The 17,338-nt window shown below is 58.5% G+C and carries 16 protein-coding genes; 12 read left to right on the forward strand and 4 right to left on the reverse strand.

Going from position 1 to position 17,338, the window contains the following annotated elements:
* Window positions 1–142: 142 nt before the first annotated feature.
* Window positions 143–1,087: a formate/nitrite transporter family protein gene (locus FN633_RS13420; RefSeq protein WP_154058039.1), complete on the reverse strand. Its 945-nt coding sequence runs from the start codon at window positions 1,085–1,087 to the stop codon at window positions 143–145.
* Between the two features lie 306 nt (window positions 1,088–1,393).
* On the opposite strand from FN633_RS13420, the gene mlaA reads away from it, so the two are divergent.
* The gene (gene mlaA / locus FN633_RS13425) at window positions 1,394–2,152 is read left to right on the forward strand and encodes a phospholipid-binding lipoprotein MlaA (protein WP_042389492.1); all 759 of its coding nucleotides are present in this window, start codon (window positions 1,394–1,396) and stop codon (window positions 2,150–2,152) included.
* 60 nt (window positions 2,153–2,212) lie between these two features.
* Here the strand turns inward: mlaA and fadL are convergent, their stop codons facing one another.
* Entirely contained in the window at window positions 2,213–3,574 is a 1,362-nt protein-coding gene (fadL, locus tag FN633_RS13430) for a long-chain fatty acid transporter FadL (protein ID WP_154058040.1), read from the reverse strand.
* A gap of 371 nt (window positions 3,575–3,945) precedes the next feature.
* Here fadL and FN633_RS13435 point away from each other — a divergent pair, with 371 nt between their 5' ends.
* The 4 genes from FN633_RS13435 (at window position 3,946) to sixA (ending at window position 8,555) form a co-directional block, all read left to right on the forward strand.
* Complete coding sequence (locus FN633_RS13435) at window positions 3,946–4,230, forward strand: YfcZ/YiiS family protein (RefSeq protein WP_154058041.1); 285 nt, start codon at window positions 3,946–3,948, stop codon at window positions 4,228–4,230.
* 158 nt (window positions 4,231–4,388) lie between these two features.
* The gene (fadI, locus tag FN633_RS13440) at window positions 4,389–5,699 is read left to right on the forward strand and encodes an acetyl-CoA C-acyltransferase FadI (RefSeq protein ID WP_154058042.1); all 1,311 of its coding nucleotides are present in this window, start codon (window positions 4,389–4,391) and stop codon (window positions 5,697–5,699) included.
* Window positions 5,700–5,716: 17 nt separating this feature from the next.
* Complete coding sequence (fadJ, locus tag FN633_RS13445) at window positions 5,717–7,867, forward strand: fatty acid oxidation complex subunit alpha FadJ (RefSeq protein WP_154058043.1); 2,151 nt, start codon at window positions 5,717–5,719, stop codon at window positions 7,865–7,867.
* A gap of 202 nt (window positions 7,868–8,069) precedes the next feature.
* Window positions 8,070–8,555 carry a phosphohistidine phosphatase SixA gene (gene sixA, locus FN633_RS13450; protein ID WP_154058044.1) on the forward strand — a complete coding sequence of 162 codons (486 nt, stop codon included), beginning with the start codon at window positions 8,070–8,072 and terminating at the stop codon, window positions 8,553–8,555.
* 80 nt (window positions 8,556–8,635) lie between these two features.
* Here sixA and smrB read toward each other — a convergent pair whose 3' ends face one another.
* Entirely contained in the window at window positions 8,636–9,187 is a 552-nt protein-coding gene (gene smrB / locus FN633_RS13455) for an endonuclease SmrB (RefSeq protein WP_154058045.1), read from the reverse strand.
* A gap of 166 nt (window positions 9,188–9,353) precedes the next feature.
* Between smrB and prmB the strand changes: the two genes are divergently transcribed.
* From prmB to FN633_RS13485, 6 genes are read left to right on the forward strand one after another with little or no spacing between them, the layout of a single operon-like run.
* Complete coding sequence (gene prmB, locus FN633_RS13460; RefSeq protein WP_042389499.1) at window positions 9,354–10,286, forward strand: 50S ribosomal protein L3 N(5)-glutamine methyltransferase; 933 nt, start codon at window positions 9,354–9,356, stop codon at window positions 10,284–10,286.
* Between the two features lie 42 nt (window positions 10,287–10,328).
* Entirely contained in the window at window positions 10,329–11,414 is a 1,086-nt protein-coding gene (aroC, locus tag FN633_RS13465) for a chorismate synthase (protein ID WP_154058046.1), read from the forward strand.
* Between the two features lie 3 nt (window positions 11,415–11,417).
* The gene (gene mepA, locus FN633_RS13470) at window positions 11,418–12,242 is read left to right on the forward strand and encodes a penicillin-insensitive murein endopeptidase (protein WP_042389501.1); all 825 of its coding nucleotides are present in this window, start codon (window positions 11,418–11,420) and stop codon (window positions 12,240–12,242) included.
* Complete coding sequence (locus FN633_RS13475) at window positions 12,242–13,054, forward strand: sulfite exporter TauE/SafE family protein (protein ID WP_042389502.1); 813 nt, start codon at window positions 12,242–12,244, stop codon at window positions 13,052–13,054. Before mepA ends, FN633_RS13475 begins: the two co-directional genes overlap by 1 nt.
* Window positions 13,051–13,602, forward strand: a complete 552-nt coding sequence (locus tag FN633_RS13480; protein ID WP_154058047.1) for an elongation factor P hydroxylase — start codon at window positions 13,051–13,053, stop codon at window positions 13,600–13,602. The genes FN633_RS13475 and FN633_RS13480 overlap by 4 nt, the downstream gene beginning before the upstream one ends.
* A 27-nt stretch (window positions 13,603–13,629) precedes the next feature.
* Window positions 13,630–13,905 carry a YfcL family protein gene (locus FN633_RS13485; RefSeq protein WP_154058048.1) on the forward strand — a complete coding sequence of 92 codons (276 nt, stop codon included), beginning with the start codon at window positions 13,630–13,632 and terminating at the stop codon, window positions 13,903–13,905.
* A 43-nt stretch (window positions 13,906–13,948) separates the two neighbouring features.
* Here FN633_RS13485 and mnmC read toward each other — a convergent pair whose 3' ends face one another.
* Window positions 13,949–15,955, reverse strand: a complete 2,007-nt coding sequence (mnmC, locus tag FN633_RS13490; RefSeq protein ID WP_208674113.1) for a bifunctional tRNA (5-methylaminomethyl-2-thiouridine)(34)-methyltransferase MnmC2/FAD-dependent 5-carboxymethylaminomethyl-2-thiouridine(34) oxidoreductase MnmC1 — start codon at window positions 15,953–15,955, stop codon at window positions 13,949–13,951.
* 158 nt (window positions 15,956–16,113) lie between these two features.
* Between mnmC and fabB the strand changes: the two genes are divergently transcribed.
* Entirely contained in the window at window positions 16,114–17,331 is a 1,218-nt protein-coding gene (gene fabB / locus FN633_RS13495; RefSeq protein WP_154058050.1) for a beta-ketoacyl-ACP synthase I, read from the forward strand.
* Window positions 17,332–17,338 lie beyond the last annotated feature (7 nt).

The following is a 17,338-nucleotide window of genomic DNA, read 5'->3' on the forward strand; positions in this document are numbered from 1 at the left end:
CCTGCAGGAATCGAACCTGCAACTAGCCCTTAGGAGGGGCTCGTTATATCCATTTAACTAAGGGGACGAGGCGGCACGAGTATAACGCTATTTGTCCATCGCGTTAAGCTCAGCGCCGCACGACTGCTTAAAGTGTCACCATTTACGCCTTATTCATCTTCTTTTTGGCTTCTTCCGCCTCGGCTTTCATATCTGCCTTGCGCTTGTTGCTCATATCATTGCGGATCTGCGCATGGCTGAGCAGGGCGAAGATAAAGGTGCCGCCGCAGATGTTGCCCGCCAGGGTCGGTATGGCGAAAGGCCAGAGGAAGTCGGTCCAGGGGATGGTGCCATTAAAGACCAGGTAGAAGATCTCTACCGCGCCCACCACGATATGGGTGGTGTCCGCCAGCGCAATGACCCAGGTCATCAGGATAATCACCACGATCTTCGCTGAACCGGCCGCCGGGAACATCCACACCATGGTGGCGACCAGCCAGCCGGAGATAATCGCATTGGCAAACATCTCGGCAGGGGTGTTTTTCATTACCTCCATACCAATTTCAACAAAGGCGTCCCGCGTAGCCTCATCAAAGATCGGCATATACTCAAACGCCCATGCGGCAATCGCCGTGCCGATCAGGTTGCCTAGCAACACCAGGCTCCACAGACGCAGCAGCAGGCCGCCGTTTTTCCAGGTCGGATTCTGCATCACCGGCAGCACGGCGGTGACGGTATTCTCCGTAAACAGCTGCTGGCGGGCCATGATGACGATAATAAAGCCGAAGGTGTAGCCGAAGCTCTCCAGAACATAGCTGCCGGGAATACCGTCCAGCTTAACGTGAAAGATCCCCTTTACCAGCAGCGAAGCGCCCATCGACAGCCCGGCGGCGATAGCCGACCACAGCAGGGCCATCGCATCGCGCTCCATCTCTTTCTCGCCATCCTGACGAATGTGCTCATGGATTGCCATCGCACGTGAGGGGAGCTCCTCTTCATCTACCTCTATCTCCTCGCCGCGCTTGTTCTCCTCGCTCTCTACCTCAATCTCTTCTTCCGAAAGCGCTTCAGATTCCTTGCTGATCTTATCTTCTTTTAATTCGTCCACGATGGGTCACCTTTCTGTTACTCACTTTAATGCTATAAGCGTAGCGGTATCCGCTAATTTTGCTGGCAAGCGCACCTATCGCAACGGCGCTTTTTATGGGCAAGTTTAAAATGGATAGCGAAACAGAGAATAAAGTTAAAGACAGGCTATGCTGAAATCATACCGACGCGCTATTCCATGCGCATGGACATCTTAAAACGTGCTGATACAATCGCTTGCGTATTCAACGGCGTTCGCCGGGGCGCGGTGCAGTTGTGCCGTCACAGGTGGCATTCAGTCATCGCCAAATTTTACAGGGAGACATCTATGAAATTTCGCCTGACGGCGCTTGCGCTGGGCACGACGCTACTGGTGGGCTGCGCCAGCTCTGATTCCGGTGAGCCTCAGGGACGTTCGGATCCGCTGGAAGGGTTCAACCGCACCATGTACAACTTCAACTTTAACGTGGTAGATCCCTATGTTCTGCGTCCGGTCGCGGTCGCCTGGCGCGATTACGTGCCGCAGCCTGCGCGAAACGGCCTGAGCAATTTCACCAGCAACCTTGAAGAGCCCGCCATCATGGTGAACTCCTTCCTGCAGGGCGATCCCTACCAGGGGATGAAGCACTTCACCCGCTTCTTCCTGAACACCATTTTGGGCATGGGCGGTTTTATCGACGTGGCGGGTATGGCGAACAAAGATCTGCAGCGCACGGTGCCGCGCCGTTTCGGCAGCACGCTGGGCCACTATGGCGTTGGCTACGGTCCTTATGTGCAGCTGCCTTTTTACGGCAGCTTCACGCTGCGTGAAGACGGGGGTGATGCAGCAGATACGCTCTATCCGGTGCTCTCCTGGCTGACATGGCCGCTCTCGGTAGGCAAGTGGGCGGTAGAGGGGGTTGAGACGCGTGCCCAGCTGCTGGACTCCGACGGCCTGCTGCGCCAGTCCTCCGATCCCTATATTCTGGTGCGCGAGGCGTACTTCCAGCAGCATGACTTTATTGCTAACGGCGGACAGCTGAAGCCAGAGGAGAACCCGAACGCGCAGGCGATCCAGGGCGATCTGCAGGATATCGACGCCGAGTAATCCGGCGCGAGGCAATAAAAAAGGTGAACCGAGGTTCACCTTTTTTATGTGCGTTTCTGATTAAAACGCGTAATTGAAGTTCGCGCCGTAGAGCCAGGCCTTGCCTTCAGACTCGAAGTTATACGGGCCTTCGGTAAACTTCACTTTCTGACCATGCATATAGGAGACGCCGACGTCCACGGAGGCATCCTGATTGAAGGCGTAGGTGGTACCTGCGCTCAGCCAGAGACGATCCTGGTCCGGAATAGAGATAGAGCGTTGGTCAGCCGGGATCGGGCTGTCATCGTAGGCAATACCGCTGCGGAAGGTCCAGTTGTCGTCCATATAGTAGGTGGTACCCAGCGCCAGGCGGTAGGAGTCACGGAAACCTTCCTCTTTATAGAACAGGGTGCCGCCGTCGCTGTTCTTCGCTTTCAGCTCCTGGAACTGGCTCCAGCTGGTGTAGGCCAGGCTATAGTGCACGGCCCATTTCGGTGCCACGCGGTTATAGCCTGAAATCTCCCACATCTCTGGCAGGTTCAGGTTGAGCGCGCCGTCGATGGTGTTGCCACCGGTGCCGGAAGGCAGGCCGCGCGGCCCCAGGAAGCTGTTGAATGCCGGGTTCAGGCTGCTGCGGTAGTCGCCGTCAAAGTCAATTTTGATCTCAGAGCGGTAGGTCAGGCCGTAGCGGTTGTCTTTATCCAGCTCGTAAAGAATCCCGGCGTTCCAACCGAAGCCCCACTCATCACCCTTCAGGTAGGCAATCTGCGTATCGCTGGTCAGGCTGTTGGCATAGCCAGCAATCGAGCGCAGCGCTGCACCCTGCGGGGTAGCGGACGTAAAGCCAGGGGTCTGGCGCAGCTGGCCTGCGGTGAGCTGGCCGAGGTCACCCGCGTAGCGCTCCAGCTTCGCTTTAGCGTATACCGCGTCAAAACCTACGCCGAAGCTCCAGTGGTTATCCAGACGATAGGCACCGCTGAGGTTCAGGTTGATGGTCTCCAGCTCAGTGGTACCCCCCATCGATCCTGCGGCGTAGCTGTCGTTAAAGTCAGTCGCCAGACCGTAGTTAGAGGTGACGGACGCGCCCCAGCCAAACTGCTCGTTAATCGGCGCAACGAAGTGCAGGTTAGGCACCCACGCCGTCGGGGCGATGTTATCCGCGTCCAGGCTACGGCCAGACGGAGAGACGCCGGAGACGTCCACGTCCGGATCAACAAAAATGGCACCGCCGGAGAAAGTAGGGCGGTCAAACATCGTAATCAGGGCGGGGTTACGGCTAACGTTGCCTGCGTCATCAGCGATAGCGCCTTCACCAGAGTAGGCACGGCCAAGGCCAGAGGAGGAGAACTCATTAAGTTGGAAGCCTGCTGACCAGGCTTGTGTTGAGACAATTGCCACTGCAACTGCGAGTGCAGACTTGGTAAACAGGGTTTTCTGGCTCATGACCATAACCTCATAATTTATTTTTATACAATAAATGTTACATGTCGTAACAGGAGCGCGGAGTGTAGGGTCTGAGTTACGACAGACAAATCAGACCAGTCGCGAGAGTATAGGTCTGACCAGCCCGAATGTTGCAAGTATGTTTATAAGTATTTTCAAATGTGATCACGGAAACGCGATCTGGCTGGCAAAAACGGGACGGTCATCAATGAGGTAAAAGGGTGATTATTGCGCCAGATCATTTTTAAGTGTGATATCGGTCACTTACCCACTTTTGGAGCGCTAACAACTGGAGACCGTCACCGTCAGCGCGTAAAATAGCCTCACTATTTATCGGGCACGCTACGTGCGAATGAGAGAGGACTTTCAATATGAGTAAATGCAGTGCTGATGAAACCCCCGTTTGCTGCTGTATGGACGTTGGCACCATTATGGACAACAGCGACTGCACGGCCTCTTACAGCCGTGTATTTGCCGATCGCGCCCAAGCCGAAGAGACTCTGGCCGCGCTGACGGAAAAAGCGCGCGGCGTTGAGTCTGAGCCGTGTGAGATTACTCCAACCTTCACTGAGGTTGACGGTGGGGTTAAGCTCGATATCGACTTCGTTTTTGCCTGCGAAGCTGAAACCCTGATCTTCCAGCTGGGCCTGCGTTAATCTTCCTCTAACGCTCCCGCTGCCGGGAGCGTTATCTGTACTTTTCTCTGTGTTTTACCTCGCATTTTTTCGCCTCTCCGCTTGGCTAAATGTAAAAAAATGGTTAAGACTATTAGCAGGTCAGACCACTTTGCGCAGTATGTCAACAGGGGAGAGTTATGAGTCAGGCATTACCGCTTGTCACCCGTCAGGGCGATCGTATAGCCATTGTTAGCGGGTTACGTACCCCGTTTGCCCGCCAGGCCACCGCGTTTCATGGTGTTACCGCCATCGAACTGGGCAAGATGGCCGTGGGTGAGATGCTGGCGCGCAGCGAAATTGCGCCAGAGATCATTGAGCAGGTGGTTTTTGGTCAGGTTGTTCAAATGCCCGAAGCCCCTAACATCGCCCGCGAAATTGTGCTCGGCACCGGGATGAACGTGCATACCGATGCCTACAGCGTGAGCCGCGCCTGCGCCACCAGCTTTCAGGCAGTAGCGAACGTGGCCGAAAGCCTGCTGGCGGGAACTATCCGCGCCGGTATCGCCGGGGGAGCCGACTCTTCATCCGTTCTGCCGATTGGCGTCAGTAAAACCCTGGCGCGCACCCTGGTCGATCTCAGTAAGGCTCGCTCCGGCGGGCAAAAGTTCAAGCTTCTCTCCCGCCTGCGCCTGCGCGATCTGCTTCCGGTACCGCCGGCGGTTGCCGAGTACTCGACCGGGCTACGTATGGGGGATACCGCCGAGCAGATGGCGAAAACCTATGGCATTAGCCGCGAGGAGCAGGACGTATTCGCTCACCGTTCCCACCAGCGCGCCGCTCAGGCGTGGGCCGACGGCAGGCTGGCGGAAGAGGTGATGACTGCCTATGCGCCGCCTTATCGCGAGCCTTTTGTTCAGGACAATACGGTGCGGGCCAATGCGTCGCTCGCCGACTACGGCAAGCTGCGTCCGGCCTTTGACCGACAGCACGGCACGGTCACCGCCGCCAACAGTACGCCGCTCACCGACGGCGCAGCGGCGGTGATCCTGATGACCGAATCCCGCGCCCGTGAGCTGGGGCTAACCCCGCTCGGCTACCTGCGCAGCTATGCTTTTACCGCCATTGACGTGAAGCAGGACATGCTGCTTGGCCCGGCGTGGTCTACACCGCTGGCGCTGGAGCGTGCCGGGCTCACGCTTGGCGATCTGACTCTGTTTGATATGCACGAAGCCTTTGCTGCCCAGACGCTGGCTAACCTGAAGCTGATGGCCAGCGACCGCTTCGCCCGCGAGGTGCTGGGGCGCGATCGCGCCATTGGTGAGGTCGACGAGAGCCGGTTTAACGTGCTCGGTGGCTCTATTGCCTACGGTCACCCCTTTGCCGCCACCGGGGCGCGGATGATCACCCAGACGCTGCACGAGCTGCGCCGTCGCGGGGGCGGCTTTGGCCTGGTGACCGCCTGTGCCGCCGGTGGGCTGGGTGCGGCAATGGTTCTGGAGGCCGAATAATGGACATGGAGATTGAAATGGCAACCCCCTCCGCATTTACCCTTAGTGTGCGGCCAGACAATATCGCCGTCGTCACGATCGACGTGCCCGGCGAGAAGATGAATACCCTTAAGGCAGAGTTTGGCAGCCAGGTCCGCGCCATCATAAAAGCGATCCGTGACAATAAGGATCTGCGCGGCGTGGTGTTTATCTCTGGCAAGCCGGACAACTTTATTGCCGGGGCCGATATCAACATGATTGACGGCTGCACCACTGCCCAGCAGGCCGAAGCGCTGGCGTATGAGGGACGGAAAATTATGTCCGATATTCACGCGCTCACCATTCCGGTGATTGCCGCCATTCACGGGCCCTGCCTCGGCGGTGGCCTTGAGCTGGCGCTGGCCTGCCACGGGCGCGTCTGTACTGACGATGCGAAAACGGTGCTGGGGTTGCCCGAGGTTCAGCTGGGGCTACTTCCTGGCTCCGGGGGAACCCAGCGTCTGCCGCGTCTGGTAGGCGTCAGCACGGCGCTGGAGATGATCCTCACCGGCAAGCAGCTGCGGGCCCGCCAGGCGCGGAAGGTGGGGCTGGTGGATGACGTCGTCCCTCATGCTATTTTACTGGATGCGGCGGCGGCGGCGCTGGCGCTTAAGGGCCGACCTGCGAGCCGTCGGCTGCCGGTAAAAGAGCGCATTCTCGCCGGCCCCCTTGGGCGGGCGCTGCTCTTCCATTTTATAGGCAAAAAGACCCAGCAGAAGACCCACGGCAACTATCCGGCGGCATCGCGCATTCTGGACGTTATTCATATCGGCCTGGCGCAGGGCAAAGGCAGCGGCTATACGGCCGAGGCGCGTGCCTTTGGCGAGCTGGCGATGACGCCCGAGTCCCAGGCACTGCGGCAGATCTTCTTTGCCACCACCGAGATCAAAAAGGATCCGGGCAGCAGCGTCGAATCCGGCCCGCTGCGGTCAGTGGGCGTGCTGGGCGGTGGCCTGATGGGCGGCGGCATTGCGTTTGTCACCGCCAGCAAGGCCGGGCTACCGGTGCGCATCAAGGATATCAACCCGACGGGCATCAACCATGCGCTGAAATACAGCTGGCAGCAGCTTGATAAAAAAGTGCGACGCCGCCATATCAGATCCAGCGAACGCGACAGCCAGATGGCGATGATTTCAGGCGCAACGGACTATCGCGGCTTCTCTCAGCGGGACGTGGTCATTGAGGCGGTATTTGAAGATTTGAGTCTGAAGCAGCAGATGGTCGCCGACGTTGAAGCCCACTGCGCACCGCACACTATCTTCGCCTCCAACACCTCCTCCCTGCCGATTGGCGATATCGCCGCCCGCGCGGCGCGTCCGGAGAAGGTCATTGGCCTGCACTTCTTTAGTCCGGTGGAGAAGATGCCGCTGGTAGAGATTATTCCCCACGCTGGCACGGATGAACAGACCATCGCCACTACGGTGAAGCTGGCGAAAAAGCAGGGGAAAACGCCCATCGTGGTAGCGGACAAGGCCGGGTTCTACGTTAACCGTATCCTTGCCCCCTATATTAACGAAGCGATGCGGATGCTGACCGAGGGTGAGCGTGTCGAGCACATTGATAACGCGCTGGTAAAGTTTGGTTTCCCGGTTGGCCCGATCCAACTTTTGGATGAGGTAGGAATCGATACCGGCACTAAAATTATACCTGTGCTTGAAGCGGCATATGGAGAACGTTTTTCACCGCCAGCAAATGTCGTCAGCGCAATTTTGAACGACGATCGCAAAGGCAGAAAAAATGGCCGTGGTTTCTATCTTTATGACGCGAAAGGGCGTACAAGCAAGAAACAGGTGGATCCGGCTATTTATCCGCTGGTGGGCGCAGCAGGCAGCGCACGTTTAACCGAAGCTCAGGTGGCTGAACGCTGCGTCATGATGATGCTTAATGAAGCGGCACGCTGTATTGATGAGAAGGTCATCAGAAGCGTCCGCGATGGCGATATTGGCGCCGTGTTTGGCATCGGTTTTCCGCCGTTTTTGGGCGGGCCGTTCCGCTATATGGATCGTCTGGGGGCAGACAACGTGGTGGCGACCCTGCAGCGTTTAGCCACCCAGTACGGGGATCGTTTCATGCCCTGTGAGATTTTGTTACACATGGCGCAGCACGGCATCACGTTCTGGCCGAACAGGGAGGCCGAGCGGGTAAGTTAAGGTCTGGTAAGGGTAAATCTGGCGTTGAATAGGTCAATGCTGTTCAATTTATAAACAGAGATTGACGAGAGTTACGCCGTTGAGGTAAAACACAGCGTTTCATTCGACGAATGGATAAGGCACAATGCCCGGCCACTGCTGTTTCCCGATGCGTTTATGCTCGGGCGATATCAGTGCTTCTGGTTAACAAAAGCGGTGCAATATGCAAGTTTTTATCATGCGTCACGGCGACGCTGCTCTCGAAGCAGCCAGTGACTCGGTACGTCCTTTAACACTGTGTGGCTGTGATGAGTCCCGTCAAATGGCGACCTGGTTAAAGGGACAAAAAGTAAACGTTGAGCGTGTGCTGGTCAGTCCGTTCCTGCGCGCTGAACAGACGCTGGAGAAGGTAGGAGAGTGTATGAACCTGCCGGACAGCGTTGATGTGCTGCCTGAGTTAACACCCGGCGGCGACGTGGCTCTGGTTGGCGACTATCTTCATGCGCTCGCCAGTAAAGGCGTCGCCTCGGTGCTGGTGATCTCTCACCTGCCGCTGGTCGGCTACCTGGTTTCCGAGCTCTGCCCGGCAGAGACGCCGCCGATGTTCCTGACCTCTGCGATTGCCAGCGTGACGCTGGACGGCGAAGGGAAGGGGACCTTTAACTGGCAGGTTAGCCCCTGCAACCTGAAAATGGCTAAGGCGATCTAACGCTGCCTGGCCATCGCTAAAGAGCCGCTTATGCGGCTCTTGTCATTTCTGGCGTTCGGCTGCGGTATTAAGGCACTTCATTATGGTAGTTCTGGCGGCTGCCACTCCTCTACCTCGATCAGCACCAGCAGCGCCGCATCGCCGCCGTACTCTTTCGGTGCCTGGTGGAAGGCCATCACGTGTGGATGCTGCGCCAACCACAGCGGCGTCTGCTGTTTCAGGATATGCTTGCCATGACCATGCATCACGCAGGCGCAGAAGACGTGCTCCCGACGGCAGGCGGCGATCAGCGCCCCCAGCTCCTGCTTGGCCTGCTGCTGAGTTAAGCCGTGCAGATCAAGAAACAGCTCCGGCGAATAGTCTCCCCGCCGCATCTTCTTTACTTCAAAGTGGCTCACGTCCGAACGAACGTACTTTACCGGCCCGTCGGTGTTGAGCAGCGGCTGGAATTCATCAGAAAAGTAGTGGCTGGCGTCGGCCTGCTCCTGAAGCAGTCGTTTTACCGACACGTCGCTGACTTTCTTGCGCAGGGGACGGTGCACGATGGTGTCCTGCTTGATCTGGCGCGTGCCGGTCATCAACTGGCGGAACAGGGTCTGGTCCGCCTCGCTAAGTGATGTTTTCTTCTTCATTCATTCATCTCATTTCTGATTTTTTTCAGTTTACCCGACTCGTCGCGCTCTGTGTTCAGGCAAAATGCTTTTTTCCGGCTGGCCGTGCGCGAGAATGCTGATTTATCGGCGTCTTCATGGCAAACTAGCCGCCGAATTTATAGCAAGACATGTCCCGGAGGATAGCGTGGATAAAATATTTGTCGATGAAGCAGTGAGTGAGCTGCACACCATTCAGGACATGTTACGTTGGTCGGTCAGCCGATTCAGCGCGGCAAACATCTGGTACGGGCACGGTACCGACAACCCGTGGGACGAAGCGGTGCAGCTGGTGCTGCCGACTCTCTACCTGCCGCTGGATATTCCAGAAGATATGCGCAGCGCGCGCCTGACGTCCAGCGAGCGCCACCGTATCGTTGAGCGTGTGATCCGCCGCGTTAACGAGCGTATCCCGGTCGCCTATCTGACCAACAAAGCCTGGTTCTGCGGCCACGAATTCTACGTCGATGAGCGCGTGCTGGTGCCCCGTTCACCGATTGGCGAACTCATCACCAGCCGCTTTGCTGGCATTATCAACCACCAGCCACAGCATATTCTGGATATGTGCACCGGCAGCGGCTGCATTGCTATCGCCTGCGCCTACGAGTTCCCGGAAGCAGAAGTGGACGCGGTAGACATCTCTACCGAGGCGCTGGCCGTGGCCGAGCACAATATTGAAGAGCACGGTCTGATCCATAACGTGACGCCTATCCGCTCCGATCTGTTCCGCGACCTGATTAAGGTGCAGTACGATCTGATCGTCACCAATCCGCCCTACGTGGATGAAGAGGATATGTCGGATCTGCCTAACGAGTATCGCCACGAGCCTGAGCTGGGTCTGGCCTCCGGCAGCGACGGTCTGAAGCTGACGCGCCGCATCCTCGCCTGTGCGCCGGACTATCTCACCGACGACGGCGTGCTGATTTGTGAAGTCGGCAACAGCATGGTACATCTGATAGAGCAGTACCCTGAGGTGCCCTTTACCTGGCTTGAGTTCGATAACGGCGGCGACGGCGTCTTTATGCTGACTAAAGCGCAGCTGCTGGCGGCCCGGGAGCACTTCAGCATCTACAAAGATTAATAAAACGATAACGCCTATTTAAATAAAGACAGTGGAGCCGTGATGGCAGGAAACAGTATTGGACAACTCTTTCGCGTGACTACCTTCGGGGAGTCACATGGCCTGGCGCTCGGCTGCATTGTCGACGGCGTACCACCTGGGATCGCCCTGAGCGAAGCCGATTTGCAGCACGATCTGGATCGCCGCCGTCCGGGCACCTCACGCTATACCACCCAGCGCCGCGAGCCGGACCAGGTGAAGATCCTCTCCGGCGTTTTTGAGGGCGTCACCACCGGCACCAGCATCGGCCTGCTGATTGAGAATACCGACCAGCGCTCCCAGGACTACAGTGCCATCAAGGACGTCTTCCGTCCGGGCCACGCTGACTACACCTACGAGCAGAAATATGGCCTGCGCGACTACCGGGGCGGCGGCCGCTCTTCGGCCCGTGAAACCGCCATGCGCGTGGCGGCAGGGGCGATTGCCAAAAAATTCCTCGCGGAAAAATTGGGCATTACCGTTCGTGGCTGCCTGACCCAGATGGGTGATATCCCGCTGGAGATCAAAGCCTGGGACCAGGTTGAACAGAACCCGTTTTTCTGCCCGGATCCGGACAAGATTGAAGCTCTGGACGAACTGATGCGCGCCCTGAAAAAAGAGGGCGACTCTATCGGGGCCAAGATCACCGTGATTGCCGACGGCGTGCCGCCGGGGCTGGGCGAGCCGGTATTTGATCGTCTGGATGCCGATATTGCCCACGCGCTGATGAGCATCAACGCGGTGAAGGGCGTGGAGATTGGCGAAGGCTTTGCGTCGGTGGCCCTGCGCGGTAGCCAAAACCGGGACGAGATCACCCACGCGGGCTTTACCAGCAACCACGCGGGCGGCATTCTCGGTGGCATCAGCAGCGGCCAGCAGATTGTCGCCAATATCGCTCTGAAGCCCACCTCCAGCATTACCGTGCCGGGAAAAACCATCAACCGCACCGGGGAAGAGGTGGAGATGATCACCAAAGGCCGTCACGATCCCTGCGTGGGTATTCGTGCCGTGCCCATCGCTGAAGCGATGCTGGCGATTGTCCTGATGGATCACTTCCTGCGCCAGCGGGCGCAGAACGCGGACGTGGCGACGACCATCCCACGCTGGTAAACGATGAAAAAGACGCTTATTGCGCTGCTGGCGGTGCTCGCCAGCCATACCACGCTTGCGGCGACGCCGTGGCAAAAAATCACCCATCCGATTGCCGGTAGCGCGCAGTCGGTGGGCGCATTCTCCAACGGCTGTATCGTCGGCGCGAGCGCGCTGCCGATCCAGTCCGACGCCTATCAGGTAATGCGTACCGATCAGCGCCGCTATTTTGGTCACCCTGACCTGGTGCAGTTTATTCAGCGCCTTAGCGGACGGGTGCACAATCTCAACCTCGGAACGGTGCTGATAGGGGATATGGGCATGCCTGCCGGGGGGCGCTTCAATGGCGGCCACGCCAGCCATCAGACCGGGCTGGACGTCGATATCTTTTTACAGCTGCCGAAAACGCGCTGGACCGCGGCGCAGCTGCTGAAACCCCAGGCGCTGGATCTGGTTTCCCAGGACGGCAAGCACGTAGTTTCCTCGCTGTGGCAGCCGGAAATCAACCATCTGATTAAGCTGGCCGCGGAAGATAACGACGTGACACGCATCTTTGTTAACCCGGCTATTAAGCAGCGGCTATGCGAAGACGCAGGAACCGATCGCGACTGGCTACGCAAGGTGCGTCCGTGGTTCCAGCATCGGGCGCATATGCACGTTCGCCTGCGCTGCCCGGCAGATAGCCTGGAGTGCGTCGATCAACCTCTGCCGCCGCCGGGCGACGGCTGTGGCGCAGAGCTACAAAGCTGGTTTGAACCGCCTAAACCTGCCTCAACGAAGCCTGAGAAGAAGACACCGCCGCCGTTGCCGCCTTCCTGTCAGGCGCTACTGGACGAGCATGTACTTTAATGGAAAATTTTAGCGATCTCTTTTTGGTCTCTCCGCTGCTGCTGGCAGTCCTTTTTTTCGTCGCCCTGCTGGCCGGGTTTATTGATGCTCTGGCCGGCGGCGGCGGGTTGCTTACCGTTCCGGCGCTGCTGGCGGCGGGTATGACCCCGGCCCAGGCGCTGGCGACCAACAAGCTACAGGCCTGCGGTGGATCGCTCTCGTCATCGCTCTACTTTCTGCGCCGTGGCGTGGTAAAGCTCGGCGATCAGAAGCTCAATATTCTGATGACCTTTATTGGTTCGACGACGGGTGCGCTGCTGGTACAGCATGTACAGTCCGACATACTGCGTCAGATCCTGCCCGTTCTGGTCATCAGTATCGGCCTCTACTTTCTGCTGATGCCCAAGCTGGGTGAAGAGGATCGCCAGCGTCGACTCTACGGTCTGCCGTTTGCGCTGGTGGCTGGCGGTTGCGTAGGCTTCTACGATGGCTTCTTCGGCCCCGGTGCGGGTTCATTTTATGCCCTGGCGTTTGTTACGCTCTGCGGCTTCAACCTGGCAAAATCCACTGCGCACGCCAAGGTGCTCAACGCCACCTCGAATCTCGGCGGCCTGCTGCTGTTTATCATCGGCGGCAAGGTGGTATGGGCCACCGGGTTTGTGATGCTTGCCGGACAGTTTATTGGCGCGCGCCTCGGCTCGCGGCTGGTGCTGAGTAAAGGGCAGAAGCTGATCCGCCCGATGATCGTCATCGTTTCGGCGGTGATGAGCGCCAAACTTCTTTTTGACAGCCACGGACAGGAGATCCTCCACTGGGTGGGGATACACGCATGAGCAGTACGACACACCGCTACGAGCAGCTGATTGAGATCTTCAATGGCTGCTTTGCCGACGATTTTAATACCCGCCTGGTGAAGGGCGACGACGAGCCTATCTACCTTCCGGCTGACGACGAGGTCGACTATCACCGGATCGTTTTTGCCCACGGCTTTTACGCCAGCGCGCTGCATGAGATTTCACACTGGTGTGTCGCCGGTAAGGCACGCCGGGAGCTGGTCGATTTTGGCTACTGGTACTGCCCGGACGGTCGCGATGCCGCAACCCAGGGGCAGTTTGAAGACGTTGAGGTGAAGCCTCAGTCTTTTGAATGGCTCTTCTGTGTGGCGGCGGGCTTCCCGTTTAACGTCAGCTGCGACAACCTTGAAGGCGACGTCGAGCCGGATCGCATCGCCTTTCAGCGCCGGGTACATGCCCAGGTGATGACCTGGCTGGAGCAGGGGATCCCCGAGCGTCCTGCCCGCTTTATCAAGGCGTTACAGAATTATTATCACACGCCGTCTTTAACGGCAGAACAATTTCCGTGGCCGGACGATCTGAACTAGCGCCACGGTTTTTAAAGAGGAAAGAAGATGATCGCGGAATTTGAATCACGCATTCTGGCGTTAATTGATGACATGGTTGAGCACGCCAGTGACGATGAGCTTTTCGCCAGCGGTTACCTGAGCGGCCACCTGACGCTGGCCGTCGCCGTACTGGAAAGCGGTGACGATCACTCTCCGGAGGCGGTTTACGCCCAGGTGACCTCCAGCCTTGAGCAGGCGATTCAGGGCGGCGAACTCTCTCCGCGCGATCAGGTGCTGGTGCTGGAGATGTGGGAGAGGCTCTATCAGCAGGCCAAAGCCTAAGCTGCGCTCACGCCCGGCGGCGCAAGCCTGCCGGGCCTGGTTTTCAAACGCGTTTCACCGCCTTACCCTTCAGCAGTTTTCTCACCCACAAACGATTTGGATTTAGTGCCGCCAGGGTCTCAGCCTCCAGCGGGATCGGCTCGTCGCTCATCTGCGCCGCCAGGATCTCTGCCGCCAGCGGAGCGCTGCACAGCCCGCGTGAACCCAGCGCGCCGAGCATATACAGTCCCGCATGCACCGGGGCAGCGACAGCGCGCTCTTGGTGATCGGCCAGGTCGGCATAGTTCTCCACGGTAGCCGCATAATCAGCGACGTTACCCACCATAGGCAGATGATCGCGGGTAGCGCAGCGTACGCCGCAGCGGGCAGATTGGCCGCTGACGTCTACCTCTTTTGCCCACTCCGCCTGCGGGAAGCAGTCGATTAACCGCTGGCGGTTATGCTGCTGATCCTCTTCGCTATAGCTCGCCTCTTGCTGACCGCGATGGTAGCTCGCGCCGATGCAGTGCTCACCGTTGGCGGGATTCTGCGGCGTCAGGTAGCCGTCATAGCACAACACCTGACGCAGCACCGACAGCCCGGGGCGGGCAGGGATGTGGCTCACCTGGCCGCCGACGGCGTAGACCGGCAGGTTCTCCGTCTGGGTAAACTGATTGACGCGGTGACCGTTCGCCAGCACCACCGTCTGATGGCAGGCGCTTTCGCCTTGAGTAAACGTCAGCTGCCAGCCCGCCTCTGTAGCAGTGAGGGCGTTCACCTCGGATTGATAACGCACCCGCAGGCCCTGAGAGAGCGCCAGATCCAGCGCGGCGGCGGTAAGCTGGGCCGGGCAGAGCCAGCCGCCTTCTGGGTACTGAATGCCGCCGCAGCCGGTATCTACTCCGGTGGTCGCCTTCACCGCCTCGGCATCCACCGCCACGGCCACCTCAGGAGGGAGCTCCAGGCTAAGCATCTGGGCAATCTTCTGCTGGCTCTTTTCGTCCCAGCCAAGCTGGGTGACGCCGCACCAGTGGCGGTCGAACTCAACCGGCAGGGTATCGTACAGCCTGCGGGCGAAGGTAAAGGCGGCCGGGAAGAAGCGTGCCAGGGCCGGATCGTGGGCGCTCAGCAGGGGATAGAGTGCCCCCTGACGATTGCCGGACGCGCCCTGAGCGGGCGCATCGTCGGCACAGTAGAGGGTCACCTGCCAGCCTCGGCGCAGCAGGGCCAGCGAGAGCAGGGCGCTGGCAATACCGCCGCCAACAAGCGCGGCCTCCTGACCTGCCGCCGGGGTGCGGGCAAACCATGGCGTGCGCGGGGCGGGGTTCAGCGTCTGCTGCATCTCGCCGATCAGCATCTCGCGCTTGCGGCCAAACCCTTTTCTTTTTTGCATGGTGAAGCCCGCCTCCTGCAATCCCCGTCGGACAAAGCCGGCGGAGGTAAAGGTCGCGAGCGTGCCACCGGGACGCGCCAGACGGGCCATGGCATTAAACAGCGACGGCGTCCACATCTCCGGGTTTTTCGCCGGGGCAAAGCCGTCAAGAAACCAGGCGTCAACCTTCTGGTTGAGGGAATCATCCAGCGCATCGGTTAATGTATTAATATCGCCAAACCAGAGATCGAGCGTAACGCGTCCGCCTGCCAGCAGCAGACGGTGGCAGCCCGGCAGGGCGGCAGGCCACTGCGCCTGGAGCTGCTCAGCCCAGGGTGCCAGCTCGGGCCAGTGCCGGTGCGCCTGGGCTAAATCCGTCGCCTTTAGCGGATATTTTTCAAAACTGATGAAGTGTAATCTTTGCAGCGTAGCCTGCGGGTGTGCGAGCAGAAATGCATCAAACGCCTGCCACAGCGTAAGAAAGTTCAGCCCGGTGCCGAAGCCGCTCTCGGCAACGATAAACAGCGGGCGTGGATGCAGCGGAAAACGGGTGCCAAGCTGGTTACCGTCGAGGAAAACGTGGCGCGTCTCCTCAAGTCCATTATCATTAGAGAAATAGACGTCGTCGAAATCTCGGGAAACAGGTGTACCCTCAGCGTTGAATTCGAGGTTGGCAGATTGTATAGCGGTTTGTTTCACGTAAGTTACTCGCGTGGCAGGCAGTGGCACGATCTTAACGATGTCAGCCCGCTGGCGCAAATTTCTCCAGAAATTGGCTGATCGGACTTGTTCGGCGTACAACTGTACGCTATCTTGCGAATCGAATCTTATAATAGTGCGACTTACAGAGGTATTGAATGAAACGTGCAGTGATTACTGGCTTGGGCATCGTTTCCAGCATCGGTAATAACCAGCAGGAAGTCCTCGCATCTCTGCGTGAAGGGCGCTCAGGGATTACTTTCTCCCAGGAATTTCACGATTCCGGTATGCGCAGCCACGTATGGGGTAATGTAAAACTGGACACCACGGGCCTGATTGACCGTAAAGTGGTGCGTTTCATGAACGATGCTGCCATCTACGCCTTCCTCTCTATGCAGGAGGCCATCGCAGATGCTGGCCTGAGCGAAGAGGTTTACCAGAATAACCCACGCGTGGGCCTGATTGCTGGCTCCGGCGGCTCTTCTAAAGCGCAGGTCTTCGGTGCGGACGCAATGCGTAGCCCGCGCGGCCTGAAAGCGGTTGGCCCGTATGTCGTGACCAAAGCGATGGGCTCGGCGGTTTCCGCCTGCCTCGCGACGCCGTTCAAAATCCACGGCGTAAACTACTCTATCAGCTCCGCATGTGCGACCTCTGCACACTGTATCGGTAACGCGGTTGAGCAGATCCAGCTGGGCAAACAGGACATCGTTTTTGCTGGCGGCGGCGAAGAGCTGGGCTGGGAAATGGCCTGTGAGTTCGACGCAATGGGCGCGCTCTCTACCAAGTACAACGACGATCCGGCGAAAGCCTCCCGTACCTACGACGCTAACCGCGACGGTTTCGTGATCGCAGGCGGCGGCGGTATGGTGGTGGTGGAAGAGCTGGAACACGCTCTGGCACGCGGCGCGAAAATCTATGCTGAGATCGTGGGCTACGGTGCCACCTCCGACGGCGCTGACATGGTGGCTCCGTCTGGCGAAGGCGCAGTGCGCTGCATGCAGATGGCGATGCACGGTCTGGACACCCCGATCGACTACCTGAACTCCCACGGCACCTCTACTCCGGTAGGCGACGTGAAAGAGCTGGGTGCGATCCGTGAAGTCTTCGGCAACAACAGCCCGGCTATCTCTGCTACCAAAGCCATGACCGGTCACTCGCTGGGTGCGGCGGGCGTGCAGGAAGCCATCTACTCCTTGCTGATGCTGGAACACGGCTTTATTGCCCCGAGCATCAACATCGAAGAGATGGACGAGAAAGCAGAAGGCCTGAACATCGTCACCGAGACGACCGAGCGTGAGCTGAACACCGTGATGTCCAACAGCTTCGGCTTTGGCGGCACCAACGCTACGCTGGTGATGCGCAAGCTGAACAAATAATTGCCCT

The sequence above is a fragment of the Pseudescherichia vulneris genome (genome assembly GCF_902164725.1).
Lineage (GTDB): Bacteria > Pseudomonadota > Gammaproteobacteria > Enterobacterales > Enterobacteriaceae > Pseudescherichia > Pseudescherichia vulneris.